Origin of the sequence: Haladaptatus sp. R4, assembly GCF_001625445.1 — an archaeon.
Lineage (GTDB): Archaea > Halobacteriota > Halobacteria > Halobacteriales > Haladaptataceae > Haladaptatus.
This window is the reverse complement of sequence record NZ_LWHG01000034.1, coordinates 116,490-141,392: the sequence shown is the minus strand read 5'-3', so window position 1 is coordinate 141,392 and position 24,903 is coordinate 116,490. Positions and strand designations below refer to the sequence as shown.

The window sequence follows — 24,903 nt, the reverse complement described above, 5'->3', positions numbered from 1 at the left end:
CGTTGGTCGTCGCCGTGGTGGCGGTGTCGCTGCTCGCCGAGGTGGGATTGCTGGTGCTCTACGGGGTTCGAATCACGCCGCTATTGACCCCGCGGGTCGCCGCGAGCGCGTCGCGGGCGGGATCGGCGTCATGTGCCTCAGCGCGCTGCTCGTCGCGTTCGCGCTCCTCAGAACGACGCCGGATTCGCTCCTCTCGGGCTATCGGGCGACGGCGAACCCGAACGCGGAACTCGGCGGTGATTCGAATGAGTGACCGCGCTGGGGGTCCGTCGCCGAGCCACCGTTCTCGCCGCGCTGGCCGTCTTCCTGGTCGGCGTCGGGATGCGGACGCTCCCGCTCCACTGGACGCCGCTTCCGTACAACGTCGACGGCTTTCACTTCGCCGCGCTCGCCCACCGCGCGGGGAGGACGGGTCATCTCTCCGCGGCGGCGCAGTTCATTCACCCCGACGAGTTCGTCTTCACCGCGTATCTGACCGCGGTGAGCCAAGCGACCGGCGTGGCCCCGCTCCACGTCGCGCAGTTGCTCGTCGCCGTCATCGGGACGATTCGCGCTCGTCGTCTTCGTGCTCGTGTGGCGTATCTGTGAGCAACTCGGCTGGAGACGCACACACACCCGGATCGCGGCGGTTCTCGGCGGTTTGCTCCTGTCGCTCGACGGCGTCTACCTCGGTCGGTCCGCCGCAGTCAGCAGCGAGATGCTCGGACACGCGCTGGTCATCCTGACGGCGCTCGCGTTCTATCGCGCGCTCCGAACGGAGCGCCCGGCGTGGATGGCACTGACGCTCGCGTTCGTCGTCGCCCTCCCCCTGACACACAACCTGAGTGCGCTGGTCGGCGCGCTCGTGCCTGCTGGCTATCTTCGTCCGCTCGCTCGGCGTTCGAACCCACGTTCCGACGCGTCGGCGTGCGGTCTTCGGTTCCGCAACCGTCGCCCTGTTCTGGCTGGACATGCTGGTGTACTACCAACAGACGAACCTCACGGCGGCGGGCTACGTCACCGCGCTCCCCGGCCTCCTCGTCGCGTGGTTGGTCTTCCTCGTCCTCTTCGCGGGGTGGTTGCCGAGTGCCGGGACCGTCGTCCAGCGATTCCTTCCCACCTTCGCCGTCGGCGGCGTCGGGACGTTGCTGGTCGCAAATCACTTCCTCCCGATATTCCCCGGTTCGGCATCGACGGCTCCGCTCCAGTTGGCGCTCCTGGTCCGCTCGCGCTCGTCGGTCTCGTCGCGGCGAGGGGGCTCCCGAAGTTGGCACGGGACGCCGGACCGTCCGTGGTCGTCGTGGGTCTCCTCGTCGGCCCGTTGGTTCTCATCGGCTTCGCGATGACCGGGAGCCTCACCCACGAGTACGAGGCGCTCGCGGTTCGCGGACAGGTGTTCGCCCACTTCACGTTGGCGGCGCTCGCAGCCATCACCGCCGTCGATATCGGTTTCCGACGGGGGTCACGGTCGTCGTCCATTCCGACGCTCGGGCGACGAGCGGTCGTCCCGCTCGTCGCCCTCTGTGTCGTCGCCAGCGCACCGTTCGCGTTCGCCGGACTGCATGCGACCCCCGCACAGCCGACCGTCACGCCGACGGAATTCGCCACGGGAACGTTCGCGGCGAATCACGTGCGGGGAGGGTGGGTCGGCGACGGGCACATGGTCATCGTGACCACGAACTACTACAAGGATCGGACGAGCGCGCAGTACACGCCGCTGTACGAGTGGTTGAAGAGCGGCGGTGGGAGTACGAAAGGGGGAACGGTAGCTCCCGATACACCGCCACCCGCTTGCCCGATAGTCGCCCAGCGGTCGTGGACGACGCTCGGCGCGCAGGTCTTCCCGGCCTCGCCGACGAAAGTCGGTGCCGACCGATACGACCGCCTGACCGCGAACAGGAGCGTCGTTTACTCCGCCAGCGGGCGCGACCCGCTGGTCGTGACGACCCCGCGGCGGGCGGGGAACTGTCCGGTCGGACCGAACGAGGGGCCCGCGGCCGGGCTGAGTTCCCCGCGAAACGAGTCCGGGTCGTGATTCCGCGTCCGGTTTCTATCTAACAACTATCTGATAGCCGGTAGTTTGGTAACCCTGCCGATAGTATTCGGTTCGAATGCTGACAGAGCACCGTCGCCGGTTCATCTATGGACAGACCCTCTGGATGCTTCTCTGTCTGTTCGTTCTGAGTCTGCTCGGAGCCTACTCGAACGAGATATTCTTCGCGCTCGTGTTCATCGGGTTCCTCGTTCTCGTCGAACTCACCGCACCGATAGCCGTCACGCCACGATGGCGACGCCGTCTCCGATGGTTCATCGTCGCCGGGACCCTCGTGTTCGGGTACATCATCGTCCACAACATCCTCGAAGTGCTCCCGGCGGGAGTGTTCTGAATGGGTTGGGACTGGCGCGAGCGACTCCCTCGAATCGTCGTCGCCGGGTTCGCGGCCGTCGTCTTCCTCAGCGTGCTCGTCGCGGCGAGCGGTCGGCCGCGTCGTTCAGCGCCTACAACGGCGGGTGGAACGGCGCGTCGGAACTCCAATCCCAGGCCGAGAAAGCGGGTGCAACGAGCACCGTCATCCGGGACACGGCCGCCTACGACGGCGGGAACGCGAGCGAAACGGTCGCGATCGTTCTCTCCCCGACGAAACAGTACGACGTGCGCGACACGGACCCGACTTCGGCGGTTCGTCCAGCGCGGCGGCACACTCGTCGTCGCCGACGATTTCGGGTCGCACACCAACTCGCTTCTCGCCAACCTCGGAGCCAAATCGCGCCTCGATGGCCGTCTCCTCCGCGACGAGCGATACAACTACCGCTCGCCCCAGATGCCGGTCGCGCCAAACGTCTCGAACCGCACGCTGGGGTCCAACGTCTCCTCGCTCACGCTCAACCGCGGGACGGCCATCCGACCGAACGGCGCGACGCCCCTCGTGAACAGTTCCGTCCACTCCTATCTGGACACCAACGGGAACGGGAAACTGGACACCAACGAGTCGGTCGATCAGCGACCGGTCGCCACGGTGGAGAAGATCGGACGCGGCCGCGTCGTCGTCGTGAGCGATTCGAGTCTGTTCATCAATTCGATGCTCGACCGCCCCGGAAACCGTGCCTTCGTGGATGCGCTCGTCAGCGGCGAAACCGCGTTCTCCTCGACTACTCGCACGCCGCGTCACTCCCGCCCGCGACGGTCGCGATGCTGATGCTCCGCGACTCGGTCCCGCTTCAGTTCGTCGTCACCCTGCTCTGTCTCGGCCTCGTTCTGGCGTGGGCGGGGCGCTCGTTCGACGATGTGGGGGAGGGAATCCGGCGATACACTCGGAACGTACGGCCCACGTCGGACGACGGAACTCCCGAGTTGACGAGGGGTGAAATCGTCTCCTACCTCGAAACCCGCCATCCCGAGTGGGATGACGACCGAATCGAACGGGTCGTGGACGCGTTTCACGACCAACGACGATGAGACAACGCGGTCGAACGTCGTACAATCCGTCCCGCTTATCGAATTCGACATAGTATCCCCTTCGATGACAGGTCCCCACGAAATCCGAGCAGCGATTCGCGACGAGATGACGACGGTTCTCATCGGAAACGAACGGATCATCGATTATCTATCCATCTCGCTGCTCACCCGCGGTCACATCCTCTTGGAAGGGGTGCCGGGCGTCGCAAAGACGACCATCGCCAACGGGTTCGCCCGTGCGACCGGATTGGACTCGAAGCGCGTGCAGATGACTCCCGACCTCCTTCCGGCGGACATCACCGGGACGCACGTCTACAAGGAGGCGACCGGGGAGTTCGAACTCAACGCGGTCCGGTATTCTCGAACCTCCTCATCGCCGACGAAATCAACCGGACCACACCGAAGACCCAGAGCGCGCTCCTCGAAGCGATGCAGGAGGGAACGGTGACGATAGAGGGCGAAACGATGACGTTGCCGAAGCCGTTCATGGTCGTGGCGACGCAGAACCCCATCGAGATGGAGGGGACCTACGAACTGCCCGAAGCCCAACGCGACCGGTTTCAGTTGAAGGCGACCGTGGAACTCCCGAACGAGGAGAACGAACTGGCCCTCCTGAAGCGATTCGACGACCGTCCGACCCTTAATCCGGCGGACATCGAGCGGACCGTCTCCCCCGAGGACATCCTCGCGGCCCGCGAGACGGTCGCGGAAACGCACGTCTCCGAGTCGGTGCGACGATACATCCGGTCCATCGTCGCCGCGACACCCGTGACCATCCCGAACTGGACTACGGCGGGTCGCCGCGGGCGAGCCTCGCGTTCCTCCAGGTCGCAAAGGCGCACGCGTCGATTCACGGCCGGGAGTACGTGATTCCCGAAGACGTGAAACGGATGGCGGGGCCGGTGCTCGTCCATCGACTGGTTCCGAACACGCAGGCACAATTGGACGACCGAACGGCCGAGGACGTCGTCACGGAGATCGTCGCGGACGTGTCGCCGCCGAGCAGCGACGCGGCGAAACCGTCGGCGACGCCGACGATTTCGGAGGACGGTGGTTTCGTGGAGGATTCCGACGAATTCCCCGAAGACGAATGAGTCAGCGAAGCTGACTTACTCGTCTCGCTCGCTGTTTTCTTCGTTCCCTTCGTCGGGGGCATCGGATTCCCACGAACAGCGCACTAGGTACTCAGTGTCTTCTCCGCCCGCCGCCAGTTGCTCGACCGAAATCGGTCGATCCAACGCGCGGGCCAACCCGACCGCGACGAACGACGAGATCGGATGGTCGAACCGCTCCACCGACCCGAAGGCGCTCCCGGAAACGCCGAACGTCACGCTCCGTCCGTCGGCACCGACCTCGGTCGTGACGCTATCGGACAGCGCGAAACTCTCCACGAGCGCGTCGGCGAGTTGGACGGCGAGGTCCTCGGGGGTTTCCGCGACGGCTCGACCTGCGAGGAAAACTCGGGATACAGGCCAGCGCGCCCGGCCGAACGGCGAGACCGTGTCCCCGCTCGTCGTCGCGCGACGAAGCCAGCGTCGAGCGTCGTCGGGTCGGGAAGTTCGTACTCGGCGTGTTGTGGCACGAACAGCAGGACGGACTCGAACTCGGTTTCGCCGCGCCCAGTCGGCAGATACAGCGTTTCGTCGGTCAGCCCCAGTTGCGTCGTGGAGCGTCGCGCCGAAGCGCGCCATAAGCCGCGTAGGTGCGCTCGCCGACCGATGCGGGGACGATCCGATTCGGCGTGAGGAAGTAGGTCAGGACGCCCGCGAACAGGCCGGTTCCGGCGAGCGCGAACAGCGTCGAGCGCGCGTCGGGGAAGAGTACCCCCGCCAGGGCGGCGAGCGCACCGCACCCCACCAGTGCGAGCGCGGTCCGTCGATACTCTGCCTGTCGCGCTCGGCGATACTCGCGGCGAAGCCGTTCGTTCTCCTCGGCCAGCAACGCCACCCGTGCGGCCAGTTCCTCGTCGTCGCCGGTGATGGCCGAGTTGTCGGCTGCTTCGACTTCCGATCCGTCTTCGTCGGCCGCCGTGGGCGCAACGTCAGTGCTCACGCGTCGGCCCCCCTCGCTCCAGCGGCGGACGCGTGTGTATCGGCCGCCTCCGTTTCGGTTAGCGCTTTCGAACGACCGTCTCGTGCGAAGGAGTCCGTAGGACGCCAGTACGAGAGCGATGACGAGGCCCACGGTCGGCACCCAGAGGGTTCCGGAACCGAGATACAGGAGCCACGTTCCGCCCCCGGTAACGGCAATGACTCCGGCGCCGACGAGGATTCGTCGTCCGGCGACGCCGCCCGTGCCGACCGTGGCCAGCGAACCGAGCAGGAGCACCAGCAGTCCACACTCACCCGCCGCGATGACGAGCGGCGAACTCGCGGGGACCAACGTGGCGAGCGCGACTTGACCGAACGTCACCGCGTAGCGTGCGGCCGTCAGATACCACAGCACCAGGGTGAGTCCGGCGGCGAGCAGTCCGATGATCCCACCGCCGACCCAGAAGGCGACCCCGACGACGAGCAGTCCAAATCCGCCGAGCGCGGCCCGTGACGTCGTCGTCCGTTCCCTCCCCGTCATCATCGGTTCCCTCCCCGTGTGCGTTGCGCGCGCGGCATCGAGAGTATCGTCTGTAGTCGGTCCTGTGGACGACTTCGTAGGCCGCGACGTCGCCCGTTCCGGCGAGCATCTTCCGGAACTCCTCGAAATCGACGTAGCGCTCGTAGGCCCGCGACAGGTCGGTGAGTCCCGTTGACTCGAACAACACCGACGGCGTCAGGAACACCACGACCCGTTCGTATCGTTGCCGGGCGATCGATACGGCCTCCTGTAACTCGGATCGGTGGTCGTCATCGGTGAGAAACACGACGACGGCGGACTCCTGCGTGTTCGCCAACTGCGTCCGAACCGCGTCGTAAAGGGGTTGTTCACCCGGTAGTGGAACGGTCGGCGACTGCGTCTCGAAGAACGGACGCAGGGTGGAATCGAACGCCGTCCCCGAATCGAGGCGACGCGTCGCGCTTCGGACGTCCGTCGGCGACGGACGCCGGATACTGCCGAGTCCGGGGTCGTCGAACTCGGGACGACGTTCGAAATCGGACTCGGACTTGGACTCGTACTCGGATCGAGATGTCCATCTATCGGCGGGTTCGTCCACCGTGGAGGGCGAAAGCCCGTGGAGATCAGTCCCCAATCGGTCGAAGTGACGTTTCGTGGCTGTCGGCGACCGACGGACCGTGATTCCCCCTTCGCCGATACCGTATAGCCCGCACGGCGTGCTCGTGGCTCTCCCGTTCGCGACGAACCCGAGTGCCACCTGACGAAGGTAATCGAGTTTCCGGCGACCCGGTTCTCCGGTTCCCATCGACGCTCGATGGTCAACGAGGAGGACGTTCGAGAGGTCCGTCTTCTCCTCCAGTTCGCGCACGTAGAGCGATCCCATCCGAGCGGTCGCCTTCCAGTCGATGTGTCGCATCGTGTCGCCGGGGACGTACTCCCGTATCTCCGCCGGGTCGAACCCGACGCTCCGAGCACCCGTATCCTGTTCCCCGAGCGACGACGTGGCCCGTTCACCCCGGATTCCGACGTACAGGTCCTTCGGATAGCGCGGCTCAACCCGAACGCTGGGTGTCGTCCCCAGCGAGAGGTCCGTTTCGAACGTCCCCAGCGAATCTCGAACCGAAATCCTCGGTCGAGAAAACCGGAATTCACCGGCGACGGGCCAACGGAGCGAGAAATCCGTCTCCCCTCGCTTCTCGCCGGCGTCGATAGTCACGGTGCGCTCTTCGACCGTACTCCCCGTCGCGGCTATCGGCGGCGATGCACGAATCGAGAGCGAGAACGGCGTCGGCGACGGAAGTGCCGCGTCGAGATGGACGTCAACGTCCGACCCGACGGTCGCCTCCTCGTGTGACACCGTCTGGGTGACGATGAGGTCGTCCGTGAGTTGAGCGACGCCGAGAACGAAGAGCCATTGCTCGGCGACGAGCGAGCCACCGATTCCCGCCGCGCCGACGAGCAGGAGCGGTTCGTCGAGCACCCACGCTCCGGCGAGAAGTACTGCCGCGAGGCTCACCGTCGCGCAAAACCGACGCGTCGTCTCCATTGTCACTTCGCCGACTACCCTCTCGCAGTTGAATCTACTGACCGTTCACGCGGATGAACGGTTACAAGGGTCGGGGGTCGTGGAAACCCGACAACGGAAGGGTCAGCATAATTCGCTCTACGGGGGAAGGAGTTTTGATCAACTCCCCCGACTAGGGTGAGCGTGTCAGACAGATCCGACCGACCGAGAGCGACGGCCGCCCAGCGACTGATGGCCGTCGTGGTACTAACTGTCATCGTCGTGTCGGCCGGTTGTTCGTCGGTCGGTTTCGCCCGCTCGTCGTCCACCGGTGTGGCCGATTCGACGGTTTCGTCGCTTTCGTCGCTTTCGGTCGCCGAACCGCTCGGCGTCCTCGATGCTGCGAAGGAGCCGAACAATTCGACGGCGGCGAACGGTTCGGCCGAAAGCCATCACGTGAACCCGTCGAAGGCGAAGGAAAACGGACAACTCTCGGAACTCGATCGCTGGTATCTGTCGCATCTCTCCTCCCAACTCGGGTCGAGTACGGTGAAGATAAATCGAGGGCAGTACCGGAAGGCGCACTCGGTGGTGGGGTCGAAATACGACGATATGCTGGGGCGCTACGTCGATGTCGCGGAGCGAACGGACTCGAAGCGCGACGACAGGATCGCGAGGCAGCTGAACGAGACGGGCACACAACAGCGAACCTACGTCACCGCCGTTCGCCGCTACCATCGCCTGCACGGCCGGTATCAGACGGCCAAAGAGAACGGGAAGGAGCGGAAAGCGCGCAAGTTGGCGAGACGGCTGAATCACCTCCAGAAGAAAATTTCGAACACCAACGACCGACTCACCCACAGCTATGGGAACGTGTCTAACTCGACCGGGAAGCAGTTCAAGAAGGAGGTTCGGTCGGTTCACCGGGAGACGAACAACGTCACGAAACAGCAGATGGACGTACGGAAGAACGAGTTCACGAAAACGCGGTTGACGGTGCGCTCGGTCCAAAAGAGGACATCGTACCGGAATCCACTGCGCGTGACGGGCGTGCTACGGTCGGTCAACGGGACGACGCTCGCCAACCGAACGGTCCGCCTTCGGCTCACGCCGAACCACACGGTCACCACGAAAACGCGGTCGGACGGGACGTTTTCGATCTCCGGGCGGCCACGTGCGGTTCACCTCGGAACCCAACCGTTCGACCTTCGGTACGTCCCCGCCGACGATTCCGTCTACCTCGGGGACAACCGAACCGTCGAATCGACCGTGAACCCGACGCGGGCGAAGGTCGTCCTTCACCGGAGCGACGACACCGCGTCGTTCCAGCGGCACGTCACCGCCTCCGGGTCGGTACGGGCGGCGGGCGGGACGGTCACGAGCGTCCCCGTCGTCCTGTTCGCCGACGGTAAGCGCATCGGGTCCACGACGACCGGTTCCGATGGTATCTTTCATTTCCGCTCGAAACTGCCCGCGAACGTCTCGGCCGGAAAACGGACGCTCCGGGTTCAGTTGCCGTATCACGGACAGGCGCTCCGCCGAGCGAAGGCCACGACCGCTATTCGAGTCCGCCAAACGCCGACTTCGCTGTCGCTCACGGGTAACGTCACGCAGGGGCGCAACGTCACCGTCCACGGACGATTGACGACGAAAGACGGGCGGACCGTCCCGAACCGATCCGTCGCCGTCCTCGCCAACGGGACGCCGATAGGGACGGTGGAGACCGACGCCAACGGGACGTATCGCTCCCAACTGCGGGTCCCGCCGAGCGTCGTACACAACCAGTCGAACGGGACCGTCGTGCTCGCCACGAACTTCGGCGGTGGAGGGACGAACCTCGCCGCGAGTCGAACGCGAACGCGCATGACCCTCCAGTTGCCGGGGACGGATTCCGTCTTCGACCGCGAGTGGCTTCCCCTCGTCCTCGGCGGGGCGCTCGCCGGATTGCTCCTCATCGGCGGCGTTTACGTCCGCCGCCGAGGCGACTCGACGGAATCGAACGGTGAGGGAACGGTCTCGCCCGAGGCCGCCATCGCCGCCGATACCACCGGCGATTCGATCGCCTCAGACTCCGACTCCGACGACCCGTCGGACGAGTTGGCCGAACGCGCGAACGCCGCGCTCACCGCGGGAGACCTGAACCGCGCGGCCGAACTGGCCTACGCGGCCGTTCGGTCCCATCTGGAAACGACGACCGCGGTCGAACCTCGGTTGACACACTGGGAGTTCTATCGCGCCTGTAGGGCGGCGAATATCGACGAGGACGAACGGAGAGGGCTCGAAACCGTGACTAACGCGTTCGAGCGGGTCTCGTTCACCGGAACTACGGTGTCGAGCACGCTCGTTTCCGACGCGGTTCGGAGCGCCGAAAAAATCGGTCATGGTAGCGATTCTGACGGCTGATAACCGGCCGGAATCCAACGCTCGACGCGGTTCGTTCACACTGATTCCAGTCGGTCCACTTCTCCCTCCCGTCGCTCCTCTTCTCCCTTCAATCGCTCCCGCGACCGCGGCTACTGCTAGTGTAGAATGGTCATCCTATCACGTTAGCTGCCGTCTCGTGGCCGCTATCCGTTGATTTGGGACGACTCTCCGACGTCACGCTCTTCCCTTTCGCACAGCCGGTTGCGCTAGAAACGGACGATGGAAGGCGGTCGAGCGGGACGGAACCTTCGAAACGAAGGTTGGGGTTGAAATACCGGTCCGCCGACAGCACATTCTCGAAACAGTTGTCCGAGGGAGAACTAGCTGTCCAATTCCCAGTGACCTCACAACGGGCGTTGGAGACGCCGAAGGGGAGTAAATGAACAACAGTTCACAAATATTTCACCGGCTTTCCGGAACTCACGATACGACGGCGGTCGGCCTGATAGCTACGAAAACGAACGAGGAGGAGACCGCCGTCTCGATCCGACGAGCGGTTCGACTCGGCTACGACGTGTTCGTCGTTCATCCGGGAATCCCGGACGCAAAGAGCGTTCGGACCGCGAAGCAATTCGGTGCCCGTCTCGTGGATTCGACGGACGGAGCCGGGTGCATCGATGCGCTCCACGCCGCCCTCATCGAGGCAGCCGACGAAAACGACTACTCGGGTATCGTCGTACAAACCGATCCGTCACAACCGATCGCATTCGAACGGAAAGCGGACCCGAGCGGTCGTGCATCGAACGGTCGCGCGTCGAAAACGGCGTTCGACGCCGACGAATCGGACCGGACCGATGCGTTCCTCGACGTCGATTCCGGCGATATCGTCGATGTCGCTCCCGACGACCGTTCAGCGACGACCGCCAGCATGGACGGTATCGTCGTCGGTATCCCGGCGTACAACGAGGAGGTCGGAATCGGTAGTACGGTCCTCTCCGCGCAACGATACGCCGAGCGCGTCATCGTGGTGGACGACGGGAGTTCCGACGGGACGGCGTCGATAGCGCAGAAAGCGGGTGCCACGGTCATCGAGCACGAGACCAATCGCGGGAAGGGCGGGGCGATACAGACCCTGTTCGAGTACTCGCGGACGGTCGAGTTCGACGTGTTGGTGCTCATGGACGCGGACGGCCAACACGTGACGGGGGACATCCGTTCCGTCGCGAACTCGGTGCTCGAAGGCGACACCGACCTCGTGATCGGCAGTCGGTATCTCTCGCCGTCCGAGGACGACGAGACCCCAGCGTATCGACGGTTCGGGCAGAAGGTGCTCGACTACCTGACGATACATTCCTCGGACGTCTCGCTGACCGACACACAGAGCGGATTTCGCGCACTCTCGGCCGAGACGGTCGAGACGATTCGGTCCGGACGAACGGCATCGGCGTCGAATCCGAGATGGTCGATCAGGCGGTACGAAACGGGTTGTCGATACGGGAGGTTCCCATCGACGTGCGGTACGAGGGCATCGACGGACAGACCTACAATCCGATCCACCACGGGTCGATCGTCGCGCTGTATCTCGTACAGTTGGTTCGCGACCGCCATCCGTTGGTGTTCTTCGGCTTGCCGGGTCTGTTGTTCATCCTCGCGGGAACGCTGTACGGGATGAACGCGATCCTCATCTACCAAGCGACGGATAACTTCTACCCGAGCAAGGTGCTCGTCGCCGGGTTCGTGACGATATTCGGCGTACTGGGCGTGTTCTGCGGACTGATTCTGAATCGCATCACGGACCTGATTCGACAGCAGGGAGTGGGGAGATAGATGGCGGACCTCGCCATCGCGCTCGTCCTCGGGACGCGCCCAGAGATCATCAAGTTGGCACCGGTGATTCGGGCGTGCGAACGGGAGGACATCGACCACTTCCTGTTGCACACCGGTCAGCATTACTCGGAGTCGCTCGACCGCGTGTTCTTCGAACAACTGAACCTGCCGACGCCGGAGTACAACCTCGATATCGGGTCGGGATCGCACGGTCGGCAGACGGCGGGAATGATCTCGGGCATCGAATCCATCCACGAAGACGAGCGGCCGGACGTGGTGCTCGTGCAGGGGGACACGAACACCGTGCTCGCCGGGACCATCGCGGCGGACAAACTGCCGACTCGCCTCGGCCACGTCGAGGCGGGATTGCGTAGCTTCGACCGTGAGATGCCCGAGGAGTCGAACCGGCGCGTCGCGGACCACCTCTCGGATTACCTCTTCGCGCCGACGGAGCGCTCGGCGAACCTGCTCGCGGAGGAAGGGATCGACGACGAGCGCGTGTTCGTCACCGGAAACACCGTGGTCGATGCGGTGGAGCAAAACCGCACGCTCGCGCTCGAAAAGAGCACCGTTCTCTCCGACCTCGGTCTCGACCCCGGGAACTTCGTCCTCCTGACGGCACACCGCCAGGAAACCGTGGACGCCCCCGAGCGGTTCGCGTCCGTCCTCCGGGGAGCGGATGCGGTCGCGTCGTCGCTCTCCTGTCCGGTCGTGTATCCGATCCATCCACGCTCGCGCGAACGGTTGTCGGCGTTCGGCATCGACGTCCCGGAAACCGTCCGACTGCTCGAACCGCGGGAGTATCTGGACTTCCTGAAACTGGAGAGCGAAGCGACCTCGTCCTGACGGACTCGGGTGGCGTCCAGGAGGAAGCGTGTATTTTGGGAACGCCGTGCGTGACGCTCCGCGACAGCACCGAACGCCCGGAGACCATCGAGGTCGGGGCGAACAGACTCGTCGGGACGGACCCGGACGAGATACGACGAGGGTCACGAATCATGATCGAAACAGCAACCGAGTGGGACAACCCCTTCGGTAACGGAAGCACCGGGGAGTCAATCGTATCGATACTGCGGTCGAACGGAACGGTTCGGGGGGAAACCGGATGAACGAGATTTTCGTTCACGGCTTGGGGTACATCGGCCTCCCGACGGCCGCGATGTTCGCCAACTACGATCACAATGTGGTCGGCTACGACACCGACGAGAGCGTCATCGAGGGGCTGGAGGACCGCGAGTTGCCGATGGACGAACCCGGCCTCCGGGCGTTCGTCACGCAGGCGTTCGAGTCCGGCAACCTCGACGTGACTTCGACCGTCGAACCGGCGAAGTATCACATCGTCTGCGTGCCGACGCCGTTCGACGCGGACGCGAAACGGGCCGACCTGAACTACGTTCGGTCGGCGGGCGAGGCCATTCGACCCCACCTGCGGGTCGCGACACCGTCATTCTGGAATCGACGGTGCCGCCCGGAACGACCGAGGACGTGCTCCGTCCCGTCCTCGAAACCGACGGACTGCGGGCCGGTGACGAGTTCGCGCTCGTCCACTGTCCCGAGACGGTCCTGCCGGGAAACATCATCACGGAGATGCGCCAGAACGCCCGCATCATCGGCGGCGTGAACGGCGTTTCGACGGAGGCCGCCGTCCGCCTCTACGATTCGTTCGTGGAGGGGGAGATTCGGACGACCAGCGACGCCACGACGGCGGAGTTCGTCAAACTCATCCAAAACACGTTCCGCGACACGAACATCGCGCTCGCCAACGAGATAGCCAAACTCACCCGGGAGTACGGCATCGACTCGCGGGAAGCCATCGGCCTCGCCAACGAGCACCCGCGCGTGAACATCCATCGTCCGGGACCCGGCGTCGGCGGCCACTGTCTGCCCGTCGACCCGTGGTTTCTGGGCCAGCGCTCGACGAGTTGGACTGATCGCACGCGCCCGGCGGGTCAACGACGGCATGGCGGGGTACGTCGCGGAACTCCTCGACGAGGAACTGGGTGGATTGGCGGGGACGAAAATCGCGGTTCTCGGCGTCGCGTACAAGGGGAACATCGGGGACGCTCGCGAGAGTCCCGGACTTCGACTCGCGGAGGCGGTGCGGAGGGCGGCGGAAGACGAGCACGAAGCGGCGACGGAGACGCCCGCGACGGACGGCGGTGGCGAAACCGGCCGACGAGAGGACGAATCGAACGACGCTCCCGACCACGACCACGACCCCGGACCGCGTTCGAACGCGGCCCGGGTGGTGCTGCACGACCCCCACGTCGCAAATCCTGCGATTCGACTGGAGTCGCTGGCGGACGCCGTGGACGGGGCCGACGCGCTCGTCGTCACGACCGATCACGACGAGTTCGAATCGCTGGAAGCGAGGGCTATTGCGGACGGAATGGCGGGGAACCTCGTCATCGACACGAAAGCGGTGCTCGACGCGGACGAATGGGCCGCGGTCGGGATCGAGGTGCAACGGATATGACGACAGCAACGACGACCCAAACGGCGTGGATAGACCTCGTGAGTCCGTCACATCCCTTTTTCTTCCGTGGACTGGTGGACTCGCTGACCGACGTTCGAACGGAAGTCACGGTTCGGGAGAAGACGGAGACCGTCGATTTGGCCGGGGAAACCGGCTTCGACTACACCGTCCTCGGCCGCGATTTCGACAATACCCTGCTCCGGAAGTTCGGCATCCCGCTTCGGACGATGCAACTCGCGGCGCAAGCACCGCCCGCGAGCGTCTCGCTGTCGTCTAGAAACGCGATGTGTGTCCTCGCGTCGAAAGCGCGGGGCATCCCGTCGATTCACTTCACCGACAACGACATCACGGCGCACGTGGACGGGTTGGGCTTCGAGGAGTTGTACAACCGACTGGAGGCACAGGCGACGCACAACGTCGTTCCGGCGGCGTTCGAAACCTCGGAACTGACCAAGTGGCGCGTCGATTCCTCGCGGGTTCACACCTACGACGGCTACAAGGAGGACATCTACGTCGCCGACTTCGAACCCGACCCGTCGTTTCCCGAACGGCTTCCGTTCGAGGAGTACATCGTCGTCCGCCCGGAGGCCCTCGACGCCGCGTACGTCTCCGAGGAGCGGTCGCTCGTCCCCGACATCCTCCGGGAGGCGGCGGAGCGCGGAATCGACGTCGTCTACCTGCCGCGCGGCAGGGGCGACGAAGAGTTCACAGCGCCGTACGGCCCCAGCGATGTGTACGTCCCGGAGACTGCCTTGAACGGCCTGCAACTCGCGTGGCACTCCGACGGCGTCCTCACCGGATCCGGGACGATGGCGCGGGAAGCCGCGTGCATGAACAAACCGGCGGTGTCCTTTTTCCCCGAGACGCCGCTCTCCGTGGACCAGCAGATGGCGCGCGACGGGGACATCCTATTGACCCGCGACCACCACGAGATATTCGACTATCTGGACGCCAATCGCGGAACCGAGGGAAGCCTCGGCGAGTCCAAGCGGGTTCGAGACGAAGTCGGAGAACTGGTCACACGGATTTGGGAGTCGATAGATGAGTGAACTGATCTACACGACGACCGGCGAGTTGGGGGACGAGGTCATCTACGACCTCCTCGGGGAGACGCTTCGGTACTCGTGGGAGCACGACTACGTCGGATACGACTACTTCGACGGGATGAGCAGTCGCCTGCTCCGGGAAACTCCGGTCGATAACAAGTGGCTCAACATCCTCGTGCAGGAGGGAATCAAGCGGTCGCCGGTGAACGTCCGACCGCTTCTCCTCGTGGAACAGCGCCGGAGCTTCAAGGGAACCGCCCTCTTCGTCTTGGCGAACGAGCGGTTGTTTCGGTTCTCCGGGGACGAACGCTATCGGGAGGAGGCGATTCGGCTCGCCGAGTGGCTGACCGAGAACACGAGCGAGGGGTACGCCGGGTTCTGCGGCGGCCACCGACACGCGATGCAGATGCTTCGGGAGAAGCGACCGCCGAACACGCCGAACGTCGTCCCGACCTCCTACGCGACCAAGGCGTTGCTGTCGATGGGAGAATACGATCCGAAATTCGGCGAGACGGCGGCCGAGGCGACCGATTTCCTCTACGACGAGTTGGAGTACCGCGAGATAGGCGACGCCGCCAAGATCAAGTACCAACCGCTGGAGAGCGGCGACTACTACACGCTCAACGGCGGTGCGCTCGGCGCGCGCCTACTGATCGATCTGTACGGACGGTTCGACGACGACGAACTGCGCCGCCGGTCCTCGAAACTGCTCGATTACGTTGTCGAGCGACAGACCTCCCTCGGCGGGTGGTACTACCGCGAACCGCCGTCGGCGTCCCACCTGTCGATGGACAACCACCACAACGGTTTCATCATCGAGGCCATGTTGCGCTATCACGAAGTGACGGGAACGGAGCGCTACGCGGACGAACTCGCGGCGGCGCTGGAGTTCTATCGAAATCGGCTGTTCGAGGCGGACGGCGCGCCCAACTGGGACGAGAACTCGAAGTTCCCGAAGGACATCCACGCGGCGACGCAGGGAATCATCGTGTTCAGCATGGCAGGCGAGTTCGAGTTCGCCCGCGCCATCATCGACTGGGTGCTCGAAAACCTGTACGCGGGTGACGGGCAGTTCTACTACCAGAAACGGCGCTTCTACACGAAGCGATTCACGCTGATGCGATGGTGTCAGGCGTGGATGGCGTACGCGCTTTCGACGTATCTGACCGAACGACTGGCCCGACGAACGGAGGTGCCGACATGAGCGTAACCGACAAGATTCGACAGACGGCGGCGCACTACGACGACGAACGATGGTGGCGCACCATCGCGCTCCCGTTCCTCTACGAGAAGGCGGTGTTGAAACCGTACTACCGCTACTTCGACGGGGACGAAGGAACGGCGGTGATGAACGAGGAGTGGGACACGCTGGTCCTCCTCGACGCCTGTCGGTTCGACACGTTCCTGGCGGGCGCTCCCCGGTTCGGGGCTGTCGGGGACGCTGAAACGGAAGCGCTCGCTCGGATCGAACACGCCCGAGTTCCTGCGGGCGAACTTCGACGGTCGGACGTTCCGCGACACCGTCTACGTGACCGCGAACCCGCAAGTCGAGGTCCACACGGACGACGGCGTGTTCCACGCGGTCGTGAACGTCTGGGAGTCCGACTGGGACGAGACCAACAACACGGTTCGACCGCGCGAGATGGTACGGCGGACGCTCGAAGCGGCGGAACGGTATCCGGACAAACGGATCATCGCCCATTTCATCCAGCCACACTACCCGTTCATCGGGGAGTTCGGACAGGAGCACATCGAGGAACAGGCGGGCATCGAACTGTCGCGGCGGATGGCGAGCGGCGAGACGGCCGAGAGCGACCACTGGAACGTCTGGGACCTGCTGAAACAGGGCCATCTCCGAGAGGACGTCGTCCGGAAGGCGTATCGGGAGAACCTCGATCTCGTGCTTCCACACGTTCGGGAACTGGGGAACGAACTGGACGGAAAGACCGTCGTGACGGCCGACCACGGCAACCTGTTCGGCGAGCGTCTGGGTCCGGCGGGGGTTCGGGTGTACGGCCATCCCGAGGGCATCCACGCCCCCGACCTCGTTACGGTTCCGTGGTTCGAACTGGAGTGGTCGAATCGCCGGACGGTGGTGTCTGGCACCTCGTCGGAACGACGCCCGGAAACCGCTGGGGACGTTTCGACGCGACTCAAAGAGTTGGGGTACCTCTGAGATGTCCGACGTTTCCGAGTCACCCGACGTCGTCCTGCTCACCATCGACTGCTGGCGACACGACGCGCCCGACGAGATGGATTCCTTCGAAGCCCTGACCGCGGAGTACCGCCGACGGGACGCCATCTGTCCGGCACCCGCGACGCGGGGGGTCTTCCCCGCCATCCTCGCCGGGCAGTACTACCCCTTCGTCTACGACGGTTCGACGAAATTCGCGACGGAGCGAGGCCGCTCATGGAACTGCTCTCCGAGTCGGGGTATTCGACCGGCGGTTCGTCGCGTCGAACCCGTTTTTGAGCGCGTGGGAACCGTACTTCGATGCGTTCTGGAACGACGGTTTGACCGTCGATTCGTCCCTGCTCCCGGCGAAACTCGACGCCGTCTCGGAAACCCTGCGGAACGCGACCGACTACGCTCGGTTCCGCGGTCGGGTGACGACGACCGAACTGGCGGAACGGGCGGAGCGATGGTACGGACGAACGGACGGGCCGAGATTCTGTTGGCTGCACCTGATGGACGTCCACGTGCCGTTCCTCCCCGGTTTCAGGCGGTCGGTCGAAAGCGGTCTCGTGCGGACGCTGCGCTCACACTACGAGTTCTCGAAACATCACAGCGAGGTGGACGGGGAGACGCTCGCCACGTTGGAGGCGCTGTACTGGGAGTGTGTGGATTTCCTGGACGAACAGATCGGGAAGGTCTTCGACTTTATCGACGACGACGCCGTCGTGGTCGTCGTCGGCGACCACGGCGAGGAGTTCAACCACGGGAAGTACGGCCACGCCCGCCTCTACGACGAATGTGTTCGGGTTCCCCTGTTCGCCAGTCCGACGGCCGCCGAGTGGTTTTCGGGAGCGGAGGAGGTGCGACAACTCGACATCCCCGCGACGATAGCGTCGAATCTGGGTCTCGACGTGCCGTCGAACTGGGAGGGTGCTCCGCACGGCGACGAAGCGAGGCGGAGTTACCTGTTGAATCACTCCCCGATGCTGAATCGGGCGTACACGGGCATCAGGACGGAGGATCGAAAGGTCATCGAGACGTTCGACGCCGAGACGCGCAGACAGCTCCGAACCGAGGCGTACGATTTGGCGGCCGACCCCGACGAAACCAAGGACGTGTCCGGTACCGTCGAATGGGAGAGTCGATTGCGGACGGAGTTGGACGAGTTCACGTCGGCCGATGAGGTCGCCGGGAACATGATGGAGGACGGCACCGACCTCCACGATTCGACGGTCGAGACGCGGTTGCGGACGCTCGGCTACAAGTGATCAGAACTCCCCGTTCACGAGGTCGGCGTAGATATCGTCGTACTCCTCGATCTTTCGCTCCCAGTGAAACGTCCGGGCGTGGTCGAGGATCGTTTCCGTGTCCCACTCCGTTCGAATCGCCGTTCGGATCGCATCGCGGAGGCTGGCGGGGTCCTTCGGCGGGACTCGAAATCCGACCGACTCGTTCGGAATCACGCTTTCGGGCACGTTCGTCGTTCCGATGACCGGCGTGCCACACGACATGGCTTCGGCGTAAATCAGCCCGAAGTCCTCGTGGTAACTGGGGACGACCAGCACGTCCGCTTCGTCGTAGTAATCGGCCAGTTCGGGGACGAACCCTTTCAACTCCACCATTTCTCCGATGCCGTGATCCGTGATTCGTCGCTCGACTGCGGGCCGTTCCTCGCCCTCGCCGACGACGAGACAGCGAACGTCGGACGCCGAGAATTCCGCGGAGAGGGCGTCCAACAGCGTGAAGATCCCTTTTCGCTCTTCGAGCCGACTGACGTAGAGGAGCGTCGCGGGTTCGTCGCCGGTCCCCTCACCGTCCTCTCGGGTTCCGGTGACTCCGGCCCCGCCGTTCGGCCGGTATCGCTGGCCGTCGATCCCGTTGATGCCGACGGCGTAGCGTTTCGATTCCAGATCGGGGAGGAGTTCGGTCGCCTCGCTTCGTACCTGACTGCTGTTGAGCAGGAGGTTGGACGAGAGCGCGTAGCCGTCCCGGATCAGTCGCTCGTGGTTCGCCTTCGACCGCTCGTCGCCGAACATCATCCCGTGAAAGCCGTGAACGGACGTCAAAATCGGCGGGTCGGCGTCGAGGGTCGCGTCCCGCTCGTGGTGAACGATGGGACATTTGAAGCCGAGATGGTGGTTGTGAATCACATCGGGTGAGAGTTCGGCGAAGACGCTTCGGCAGTGAAGGTGATAGGCGAGATACTTCGCCCGCTCCGCGGGGGGAAACTGGCCGAAGTAGTCGCGGTTGACGGCGTACAGGTCGCCCGGTGCCGAAACCGTGCCGAGGTGTCCCCCGAGGCGCTTCCAGTTCACGCCGTAGATTTCCACGTCCTCACGGACGACCGGGTCCGACCTCGATTCGTACAGGTTGTGTGCCAGCACGCTCACGTCGTACCCCTCGTCTGTTAGCTGTCTCGACAGGTCCCAGATGTGATTCGCGACGCCCCCCGTGTTCCGGCCGCCGACGCGTCTCGGCACCGGCCCTACCTGTAAAACGTGCATCGTCATGGGGTGGACAACCGAGTGTGGGAATACGTTTTCGGCCACTCGGGTCTACCCGCGTGAGTTTCCACGGTGGCAGACGGTGGTGGTCGTCCACCTCGCAAGCGAATTCTGGTCGGAAAACCGTCACGATCGCCCGGACCCGCGACCGCCATGGCCCGAAAACTGGACGACATCTATGCGGGAGTAGAAGGGATGGAATAGATATCCCACTGTGTGACGCTGGATTTTCCCGAACAGATATGTAATAGAAACGGGGTTTTATCGATACGTACGGAGTACGGGCGGTATGCAAAACGGGCGCGACTGAAAGTCGCCATCAGTTGTGTCTCCCTCGCTATCGCCTTCCCTCTGTTCGCCCACATCATCTCCATCGACTCGTTCGCGCCACAGCACGTCGCTCGGGTACAGCAGATCGTGGAGACGGGCCACATCGCGGGACGGGACGTCTACCTCTCGGGATTCTACTCGCTCGGGTCGATCATGACCCTGCTGTGGGGAACGAAGGCGACGCCCTTGCTGTACACGCCGCTGACCATCTTCCCGTACATCGCCCTCTACTACGCCCTCATCAAGCGCGTCTCGGGCAGTTACGTCGTCGCCGGTGTGCTGGTGTTGGTGCAGTTTCTCGCGTCGCTCAACGGAACGAGCAAGACGTTCTACTGGCCGCACGGCATCGGTGCCCTGCTCGAATTCACGATTCTCCTCCTGCTGTTCATCGAGATCGAGCGGCCGACGAAGCGATTGTATCCGGTCGGACTGCTGGCAGGATCGACGTTGGTGTTCGTCTCCTACGACCGAACCGCAATCGTCCTCATGACCCTCGTGGCGCTCTGGGTGACACACCCGCTCGACGACGACGTCGAGCGCGCGACGGTGAAACGGCGCATCGAAAAGGTCGTTCCCGTCCTGCTCGTCGTCGAGTTCGGCTTCCTCAACTTCGTCTATCTGCGATTCCTCCCGGTGTTTCTGGGGGCGGGGCCGTCGATTTCCAGCTTCGACAAACTGCTGTTGGAGTGGTTCAAATCCGACGAGCAGTCGAAACAGCTCGCGGGCTCGCTGTACTTCTCGCAACCGCCGGAGGTGACGTACATCGCGCTGGCGAAGTACGTCGTCATCGGACTCTCGCTGTTGTTCTTCGTCGCGATGTTCTACTACCACGTCGTGCGGGACGAACCGCGCGAGGACAGCATCCTCATTCACTCGTTCCTCGTCGGCATCGGCGGGTTCATCTTCATCCGATTCGCCATGGGTCACCCCGCAGTCGCATGGCTACACCCGCCAGCGGTGCTCTGTATCGCCTACTTCTGGCGGCTCAGTGATCGGTCGTTCCCGAAACTGCCGAAGCTACCGCGAGTGAGCCTTCGAAAGTGGAGCGCGCTGGCGCTCGCCGTGTTGCTCGTCACGCAACCGGCGTTCTTCGTCGCCAACCAGCAACACCACACCATCAACCGAACCGACGGCTACGAGGACTTCGACGCCACCTCGGTGTGGGCGATGCAGTACGCGAACGTCTCGGAGATACGGTCGAGCGTCCTCACGAAGTATCTCCTGCAACTGTACATGGAGGAGAACACGCCACAACCGGCGAAGAACGGCGCGTCGATACAGAAGATATCCATCGCGAACGTCGGCGCGCTTCGAAACGGGTCCGCGCTCCCGGCGGGCTACTACGCCATCAACTACGAATGGAACTGGCTGGCGCTGAAAAACTGGGTCAACCTCGAATCGTGGCGACGGTCGAAAGCGCGGATTCAGGCCAACGAGCACGTCGATAAGGTGTACCAAGCCGAGGAAACGACGATTTACTACAGCACGAACCGGACGGCGTGATTCGTTCTACTGCATCGGTTGCAACAGCTTCCGATCACGCTTCTCGACGCCGAGGTAGTACATCAACACCGCGAACGTCGCGGTGTAGCCGAGGCCGCTGACGACGAGGTCGGCGAGGTGGCCGGAGAGCGTTCCCGACACCAGTTCGAGGACGACGATGGCGGCGACGATGGGGACGACCCCTTTGTAGTAGGTGGACGGGTCTGGCGCGATGTCGAGGAACACCCAACTCTCGATCACCCGGAGGGTGTTCAGCACGGCCAACGAGATCGAGGTGGACACCGCCGCGCCGACGATGCCGAATCGGGTGATGAGGACGTAGTTCAGACCGATGTTCAACAGGGCGATGAGGACGTTGTTGACCAATTCCACGCGCTCGTAGCCGGTCATGCTCAGAAGATACCCCGTCGGGCCGACGACGCCCGCGACGATGAACGCGATGCCGAGGATGACGAGCGCCTGCTGACTCCGGCCGAACGATGAGCCGAACAGGCGCAGTATCTCGTCGGATTTGATGACGATGAACAGGAACCCGACGACGGTCAGATACGTGATCCACTTCGTGACGATCTGGTAGGTGCTCCGCAGTTCGTCGAGTCGGTCCGTGTGATAGAGGTCCGCGGCGACGGACGGGAAGAGCGAGTTCACGCCGAACATGACGAAACCGAGGATCGCGACGGTCTGAAACGCCACCTGATAGTACCCGACGGCGGCGCTGTCCTTGAGGATTCCGAGCATCAGGATGTCCGTCCACGAGACGAGATACTGCGAGACGGCGGTGAACATCACCGGAATCGAGTAGAGAAACACCTCGCGGAACTGAACGTCGTACGCCAGCGAGTCGTACATGCCGCTCTTCCGGGCCAACACGGCAATCGCGTACGCCAACCCTAACACGACCGAGACGACGTAGGCGAGGATGACTACCCGAATATCGTCGCGGAAGTAAACCGCGACGGCGATGAGGACGGCCGCCGACCCGCCTTGGATGAAGTCCTTGGCGTACACCGAGTATTTGGTCTCCTTGAAGCCGAGCGTGGCGGCCATCGCCACCGTCAGCGCCGAGAAGGCCGGAACCCCGAGCAGGAACAGAAGCGCGGTTCGATCCACGTTGACGTGGAGGACGCCGTTCAGGGCGTCGTAGATGACGTACAGGCCGGACGAGAGGAGGGTTCCGGAGACGACCGGGATCAACAGACAGATGATGATTATCCCGCGAATCTTCTCGTCCCGGTCGGAGTACTTCGGGATGAACTTCTTCGCCGCGTTGTCCAACCCCAACCGCGAGATGATCGAGGTGAAGTTCAACAGCACGTAGCCGAAGCTGAACACACCGAGCGCCGCCGCCCCCAAGGTGCGCGAAATCAGGATGTAGACGAGATACTGCGTGAACCGGCCGACGATTCCCCCGACGAAGGTGACGGAGATTTTCTCCGTGAAACTCCCCTTCATCGGCTATCAGAGTTTGTAACCGAGTTGCTCCAATCGCGATTCGACTTCCGCCGACGTCGGCCGCTCGGTATCGATTTCGCGCTCCCGTTCGACCGGCGGTTCGGCCGTGACCCGCTTTTCCTCGTCCGAATCGAACACCAACCACGGGACCTCCGTCAAGCACGGCATGTACGTCTCCCGTGGGTGACCGTACTCCTTGATGGGGAGCGGGAAGGAGCGTTCGCCGAACGCCTGTCCGTGGTCCGCCGTGACGACCGTCCGTCCGGGTAGTTCCTCCAGGAGGGACTGTACGCTCGGGAGTGCGATCTGTAGGTTTTCGCGGTACGCGGCGTACAGTCGTTCCTCCGAAATCGAAACGTCGCCCTCCTTCACCTTCGTCCAGAATCCGGAGCCGAATCCCGATCCGAACTGCGACCGCCCGAACTTGCCGATGAACGGGAGGTGTGGTTGCAGGAAGTGCAGTATCAGCCGTTTGTTCGGAAACTCGTCGTTCGCTTCCAGTGCGCGTTTCGCCATCGCCTCGGGTGTCACCGACCCGACCTCCTCGTCCCAGTCGGTCTCCCAGACGTTGACGACCGAGTGGAATTCCGCGTCGAGGTCGTCTGACTTCCGCGTTAGCTGGGGATTGGCGGTCACGTAGACGGTGTCGTGGACCCGTCTCCCATCGAAGTTGTGGTCGAGAAAGCCGACGGTGCTGCTCGCCTTCGACAGTCGCTTGTGCAACCGACCCGGAAGCGTGTTCTCCGCCTCGAAAACGTCGTACCGACAGGCGTCCAGCAGTATCAGGTTGTCCCACTCCTCGTCCAGAACGGCAGTACCGTAGACGCTGTTGTCCCTATAAGTCCCGTAATAGAGTTTGTTGGTCTCCCGAGCCAGTAGATATGGGTTCCGCAGAGCCTTGGATACGCGCTCGGCAGTTACTGTGTGCATCGTCACTTTGTATAGGGATACTCACATAACTCTGTCGTCCGTTCTACACCTCTCGAATCGGAAACGCGATACTGAACCGATTTTCAGGGATCGACATCTCACGAATTCCCACCGTTCGAAACGTTCACCCACAGGTGAAGCTCCTGTGCTGCCGTCTTCTGGGACGGTTCGTTCGGGACAGGTCCTTCGTACAGCAGATACTGGACGCGAAGGTGGTCCCCCGTCATCCCTGGGTCGAGCGTCGTTTCGGTTCGCCACGTTTCGTTCGGGCCGACGACGGCGTGAACGCGGGTTAGTTCCCGCTGGTTCCGAACGCTCGCTCCGTTTCCGTTCCCGGTCGTGTCCAACCGTTGGACGAGCACGACGACGGTGTATCGCTCCCGTTGGTGCCCGTGGTTTTTCACCCCGACGTACACCGATTTCCGCTCCCCCGTCGTGAGGTCGGTCGGATACCCGCCAGCGGTGAGGGTGCCGTTGTCGCCCCGCGATAGGAGATAGAACTCGGTGACGTTCTCCCCGTCGTTGGGCACCGTGACCGCGTACCCGACGCTCGCAACGGCGAGCAGGACACACAGCACGACGACGACGTTCAACGCCGCATCGGTTCGCGTTGCCGGACGGAGGAGCGACGTCCGAATCGCTGCGCCCCACCGACGGAACGGAATCGAAAACCGCTCCGCTTCGGGGACGTTCCACCGACGAACCACTGCGAGGGCCGTCGTGAGGAGGGTAAATCCGCCGACTGCGACGACCACGGGAACCAGTCTGATTCCCCACAGGGTAAAATCGAGCACGAGTCCGATCA

The 24,903-nt window shown here is 63.6% G+C and carries 24 protein-coding genes and 3 pseudogenes; 18 read left to right on the top strand and 9 right to left on the bottom strand.

Annotated elements, in window-relative coordinates:
* Together A4G99_RS26365 and A4G99_RS28325 are read left to right on the top strand one after the other, a co-directional pair.
* On the top strand, nucleotides 1-253 hold a 253-nt coding region (locus tag A4G99_RS26365), incomplete at its 5' end, for a hypothetical protein (RefSeq protein ID WP_190303879.1).
* Nucleotides 250-588, top strand: coding sequence for a hypothetical protein (locus tag A4G99_RS28325; RefSeq protein WP_223302232.1), 339 nt, complete (start codon nucleotides 250-252; stop codon nucleotides 586-588). The genes A4G99_RS26365 and A4G99_RS28325, both read left to right, overlap by 4 nt.
* Here A4G99_RS28325 and A4G99_RS28320 read toward each other — a convergent pair.
* Nucleotides 536-952 carry a hypothetical protein gene (locus A4G99_RS28320; RefSeq protein WP_223302231.1) on the bottom strand — a complete coding sequence of 139 codons (417 nt, stop codon included), beginning with the start codon at nucleotides 950-952 and terminating at the stop codon, nucleotides 536-538. The two genes, A4G99_RS28325 and A4G99_RS28320, sit on opposite strands and share 53 nt — an antisense overlap.
* Nucleotides 953-956: 4 nt before the next feature.
* On the opposite strand from A4G99_RS28320, the gene A4G99_RS28315 reads away from it, so the two are divergent.
* The 6 genes and pseudogenes from A4G99_RS28315 (at nucleotide 957) to A4G99_RS24105 (ending at nucleotide 4,530) form a co-directional block, all read left to right on the top strand.
* Entirely contained in the window at nucleotides 957-1,325 is a 369-nt protein-coding gene (locus A4G99_RS28315) for a hypothetical protein (RefSeq protein WP_223302230.1), read from the top strand.
* Entirely contained in the window at nucleotides 1,247-2,014 is a 768-nt protein-coding gene (locus A4G99_RS28310) for a hypothetical protein (protein ID WP_223302229.1), read from the top strand. Before A4G99_RS28315 ends, A4G99_RS28310 begins: the two co-directional genes overlap by 79 nt.
* 76 nt (nucleotides 2,015-2,090) lie before the next feature.
* Complete coding sequence (locus A4G99_RS24115) at nucleotides 2,091-2,366, top strand: hypothetical protein (protein WP_066148940.1); 276 nt, start codon at nucleotides 2,091-2,093, stop codon at nucleotides 2,364-2,366.
* On the top strand, nucleotides 2,367-3,176 hold the full coding sequence (locus tag A4G99_RS24110; RefSeq protein ID WP_223302228.1) for a DUF4350 domain-containing protein: 810 nt from the start codon (nucleotides 2,367-2,369) through the stop codon (nucleotides 3,174-3,176).
* A complete protein-coding gene (locus A4G99_RS28305; protein WP_223302227.1) occupies nucleotides 3,176-3,436 on the top strand; it encodes a hypothetical protein in 261 nt (86 codons plus the stop codon). Before A4G99_RS24110 ends, A4G99_RS28305 begins: the two co-directional genes overlap by 1 nt.
* A gap of 64 nt (nucleotides 3,437-3,500) precedes the next feature.
* A pseudogene (locus A4G99_RS24105) lies at nucleotides 3,501-4,530 on the top strand (AAA family ATPase).
* A 15-nt stretch (nucleotides 4,531-4,545) separates the two neighbouring features.
* Here the strand turns inward: A4G99_RS24105 and A4G99_RS28300 are convergent.
* The 3 genes from A4G99_RS28300 to A4G99_RS24095 are packed head-to-tail and all read right to left on the bottom strand — an operon-like array spanning nucleotide 4,546 to nucleotide 7,532.
* Nucleotides 4,546-5,127, bottom strand: coding sequence for a hypothetical protein (locus A4G99_RS28300; RefSeq protein WP_223302226.1), 582 nt, complete (start codon nucleotides 5,125-5,127; stop codon nucleotides 4,546-4,548).
* On the bottom strand, nucleotides 5,084-5,848 hold the full coding sequence (locus A4G99_RS28295; protein WP_223302225.1) for a hypothetical protein: 765 nt from the start codon (nucleotides 5,846-5,848) through the stop codon (nucleotides 5,084-5,086). Before A4G99_RS28295 ends, A4G99_RS28300 begins: the two co-directional genes overlap by 44 nt.
* Nucleotides 5,778-7,532, bottom strand: coding sequence for a DUF58 domain-containing protein (locus A4G99_RS24095; RefSeq protein WP_082838056.1), 1,755 nt, complete (start codon nucleotides 7,530-7,532; stop codon nucleotides 5,778-5,780). The genes A4G99_RS28295 and A4G99_RS24095 overlap by 71 nt, the downstream gene beginning before the upstream one ends.
* Nucleotides 7,533-7,694: 162 nt before the next feature.
* On the opposite strand from A4G99_RS24095, the gene A4G99_RS24090 reads away from it, so the two are divergent.
* The 7 genes and pseudogenes from A4G99_RS24090 (at nucleotide 7,695) to A4G99_RS24065 (ending at nucleotide 16,407) form a co-directional block, all read left to right on the top strand.
* Nucleotides 7,695-9,893 (top strand): hypothetical protein, encoded by a 2,199-nt coding sequence (locus A4G99_RS24090; RefSeq protein WP_150123242.1) that lies wholly within the window; start codon nucleotides 7,695-7,697, stop codon nucleotides 9,891-9,893.
* 400 nt (nucleotides 9,894-10,293) lie between these two features.
* Nucleotides 10,294-11,526, top strand: coding sequence for a glycosyltransferase family 2 protein (locus A4G99_RS28290; protein WP_223302224.1), 1,233 nt, complete (start codon nucleotides 10,294-10,296; stop codon nucleotides 11,524-11,526).
* Complete coding sequence (locus A4G99_RS28285; protein WP_223302223.1) at nucleotides 11,481-11,681, top strand: hypothetical protein; 201 nt, start codon at nucleotides 11,481-11,483, stop codon at nucleotides 11,679-11,681. The genes A4G99_RS28290 and A4G99_RS28285 overlap by 46 nt, the downstream gene beginning before the upstream one ends.
* A pseudogene (gene wecB, locus A4G99_RS24080) lies at nucleotides 11,682-12,790 on the top strand (non-hydrolyzing UDP-N-acetylglucosamine 2-epimerase).
* Nucleotides 12,787-14,157: pseudogene (locus A4G99_RS30175) on the top strand (nucleotide sugar dehydrogenase). The pseudogenes wecB and A4G99_RS30175 overlap by 4 nt, the downstream one beginning before the upstream one ends.
* Nucleotides 14,154-15,206, top strand: coding sequence for a DUF354 domain-containing protein (locus A4G99_RS24070; protein ID WP_066148936.1), 1,053 nt, complete (start codon nucleotides 14,154-14,156; stop codon nucleotides 15,204-15,206). Before A4G99_RS30175 ends, A4G99_RS24070 begins: the two are co-directional and overlap by 4 nt.
* Nucleotides 15,199-16,407, top strand: coding sequence for an antibiotic ABC transporter permease (locus A4G99_RS24065; RefSeq protein ID WP_066148934.1), 1,209 nt, complete (start codon nucleotides 15,199-15,201; stop codon nucleotides 16,405-16,407). Before A4G99_RS24070 ends, A4G99_RS24065 begins: the two co-directional genes overlap by 8 nt.
* Here the strand turns inward: A4G99_RS24065 and A4G99_RS24945 are convergent.
* Nucleotides 16,332-16,724: a hypothetical protein gene (locus A4G99_RS24945; protein WP_082838055.1), complete on the bottom strand. Its 393-nt coding sequence runs from the start codon at nucleotides 16,722-16,724 to the stop codon at nucleotides 16,332-16,334. The genes A4G99_RS24065 and A4G99_RS24945 overlap by 76 nt on opposite strands.
* Nucleotides 16,725-16,731: 7 nt before the next feature.
* Here A4G99_RS24945 and A4G99_RS24060 point away from each other — a divergent pair, with 7 nt between their 5' ends.
* Entirely contained in the window at nucleotides 16,732-17,379 is a 648-nt protein-coding gene (locus tag A4G99_RS24060; RefSeq protein WP_082838054.1) for a hypothetical protein, read from the top strand.
* 293 nt (nucleotides 17,380-17,672) lie between these two features.
* Nucleotides 17,673-18,647 carry a sulfatase-like hydrolase/transferase gene (locus A4G99_RS24055; RefSeq protein ID WP_066148933.1) on the top strand — a complete coding sequence of 325 codons (975 nt, stop codon included), beginning with the start codon at nucleotides 17,673-17,675 and terminating at the stop codon, nucleotides 18,645-18,647.
* Here the strand turns inward: A4G99_RS24055 and A4G99_RS24050 are convergent, their stop codons facing one another.
* Nucleotides 18,648-19,883 (bottom strand): glycosyltransferase family 4 protein, encoded by a 1,236-nt coding sequence (locus A4G99_RS24050; RefSeq protein ID WP_190303878.1) that lies wholly within the window; start codon nucleotides 19,881-19,883, stop codon nucleotides 18,648-18,650.
* A 216-nt stretch (nucleotides 19,884-20,099) separates the two neighbouring features.
* Here A4G99_RS24050 and A4G99_RS24045 point away from each other — a divergent pair, with 216 nt between their 5' ends.
* On the top strand, nucleotides 20,100-21,716 hold the full coding sequence (locus A4G99_RS24045) for a hypothetical protein (protein ID WP_150123241.1): 1,617 nt from the start codon (nucleotides 20,100-20,102) through the stop codon (nucleotides 21,714-21,716).
* Nucleotides 21,717-21,722: 6 nt separating this feature from the next.
* Here the strand turns inward: A4G99_RS24045 and A4G99_RS24040 are convergent, their stop codons facing one another.
* The 3 genes from A4G99_RS24040 to A4G99_RS29255 all read right to left on the bottom strand — a co-directional run bounded on the left by A4G99_RS24040 (nucleotide 21,723) and on the right by A4G99_RS29255 (nucleotide 24,892).
* Nucleotides 21,723-23,168: a flippase gene (locus A4G99_RS24040; protein ID WP_066148927.1), complete on the bottom strand. Its 1,446-nt coding sequence runs from the start codon at nucleotides 23,166-23,168 to the stop codon at nucleotides 21,723-21,725.
* Between the two features lie 6 nt (nucleotides 23,169-23,174).
* A complete protein-coding gene (locus A4G99_RS24035) occupies nucleotides 23,175-24,098 on the bottom strand; it encodes a hypothetical protein (RefSeq protein ID WP_066148925.1) in 924 nt (307 codons plus the stop codon).
* Nucleotides 24,099-24,196: 98 nt separating this feature from the next.
* Nucleotides 24,197-24,892: a DUF1616 domain-containing protein gene (locus A4G99_RS29255; protein WP_255359210.1), complete on the bottom strand. Its 696-nt coding sequence runs from the start codon at nucleotides 24,890-24,892 to the stop codon at nucleotides 24,197-24,199.
* Nucleotides 24,893-24,903: the final 11 nt, after the last annotated feature.

What these genes read in the sequence shown, in the direction of transcription:
- A4G99_RS24110 (WP_223302228.1), top strand. Translation starts at nt 2,367, where the DNA reads ATGGGTTGGGACTGGCGCGAGCGACTCCCTCGAATCGTCGTCGCCGGG.
- A4G99_RS24035 (WP_066148925.1), bottom strand. Translation starts at nt 24,098, where the DNA reads ATGCACACAGTAACTGCCGAGCGCGTATCCAAGGCTCTGCGGAACCCA.
- A4G99_RS24070 (WP_066148936.1), top strand. Translation starts at nt 14,154, where the DNA reads ATGACGACAGCAACGACGACCCAAACGGCGTGGATAGACCTCGTGAGT.
- A4G99_RS24040 (WP_066148927.1), bottom strand. Translation starts at nt 23,168, where the DNA reads ATGAAGGGGAGTTTCACGGAGAAAATCTCCGTCACCTTCGTCGGGGGA.
- A4G99_RS28320 (WP_223302231.1), bottom strand. Translation starts at nt 952, where the DNA reads ATGTCCAGCCAGAACAGGGCGACGGTTGCGGAACCGAAGACCGCACGC.
- A4G99_RS24115 (WP_066148940.1), top strand. Translation starts at nt 2,091, where the DNA reads ATGCTGACAGAGCACCGTCGCCGGTTCATCTATGGACAGACCCTCTGG.
- A4G99_RS28305 (WP_223302227.1), top strand. Translation starts at nt 3,176, where the DNA reads ATGCTCCGCGACTCGGTCCCGCTTCAGTTCGTCGTCACCCTGCTCTGT.
- A4G99_RS24095 (WP_082838056.1), bottom strand. Translation starts at nt 7,532, where the DNA reads ATGGAGACGACGCGTCGGTTTTGCGCGACGGTGAGCCTCGCGGCAGTA.
- A4G99_RS24050 (WP_190303878.1), bottom strand. Translation starts at nt 19,883, where the DNA reads ATGCACGTTTTACAGGTAGGGCCGGTGCCGAGACGCGTCGGCGGCCGG.
- A4G99_RS28300 (WP_223302226.1), bottom strand. Translation starts at nt 5,127, where the DNA reads ATGGCGCGCTTCGGCGCGACGCTCCACGACGCAACTGGGGCTGACCGA.
- A4G99_RS28290 (WP_223302224.1), top strand. Translation starts at nt 10,294, where the DNA reads ATGAACAACAGTTCACAAATATTTCACCGGCTTTCCGGAACTCACGAT.
- A4G99_RS24065 (WP_066148934.1), top strand. Translation starts at nt 15,199, where the DNA reads ATGAGTGAACTGATCTACACGACGACCGGCGAGTTGGGGGACGAGGTC.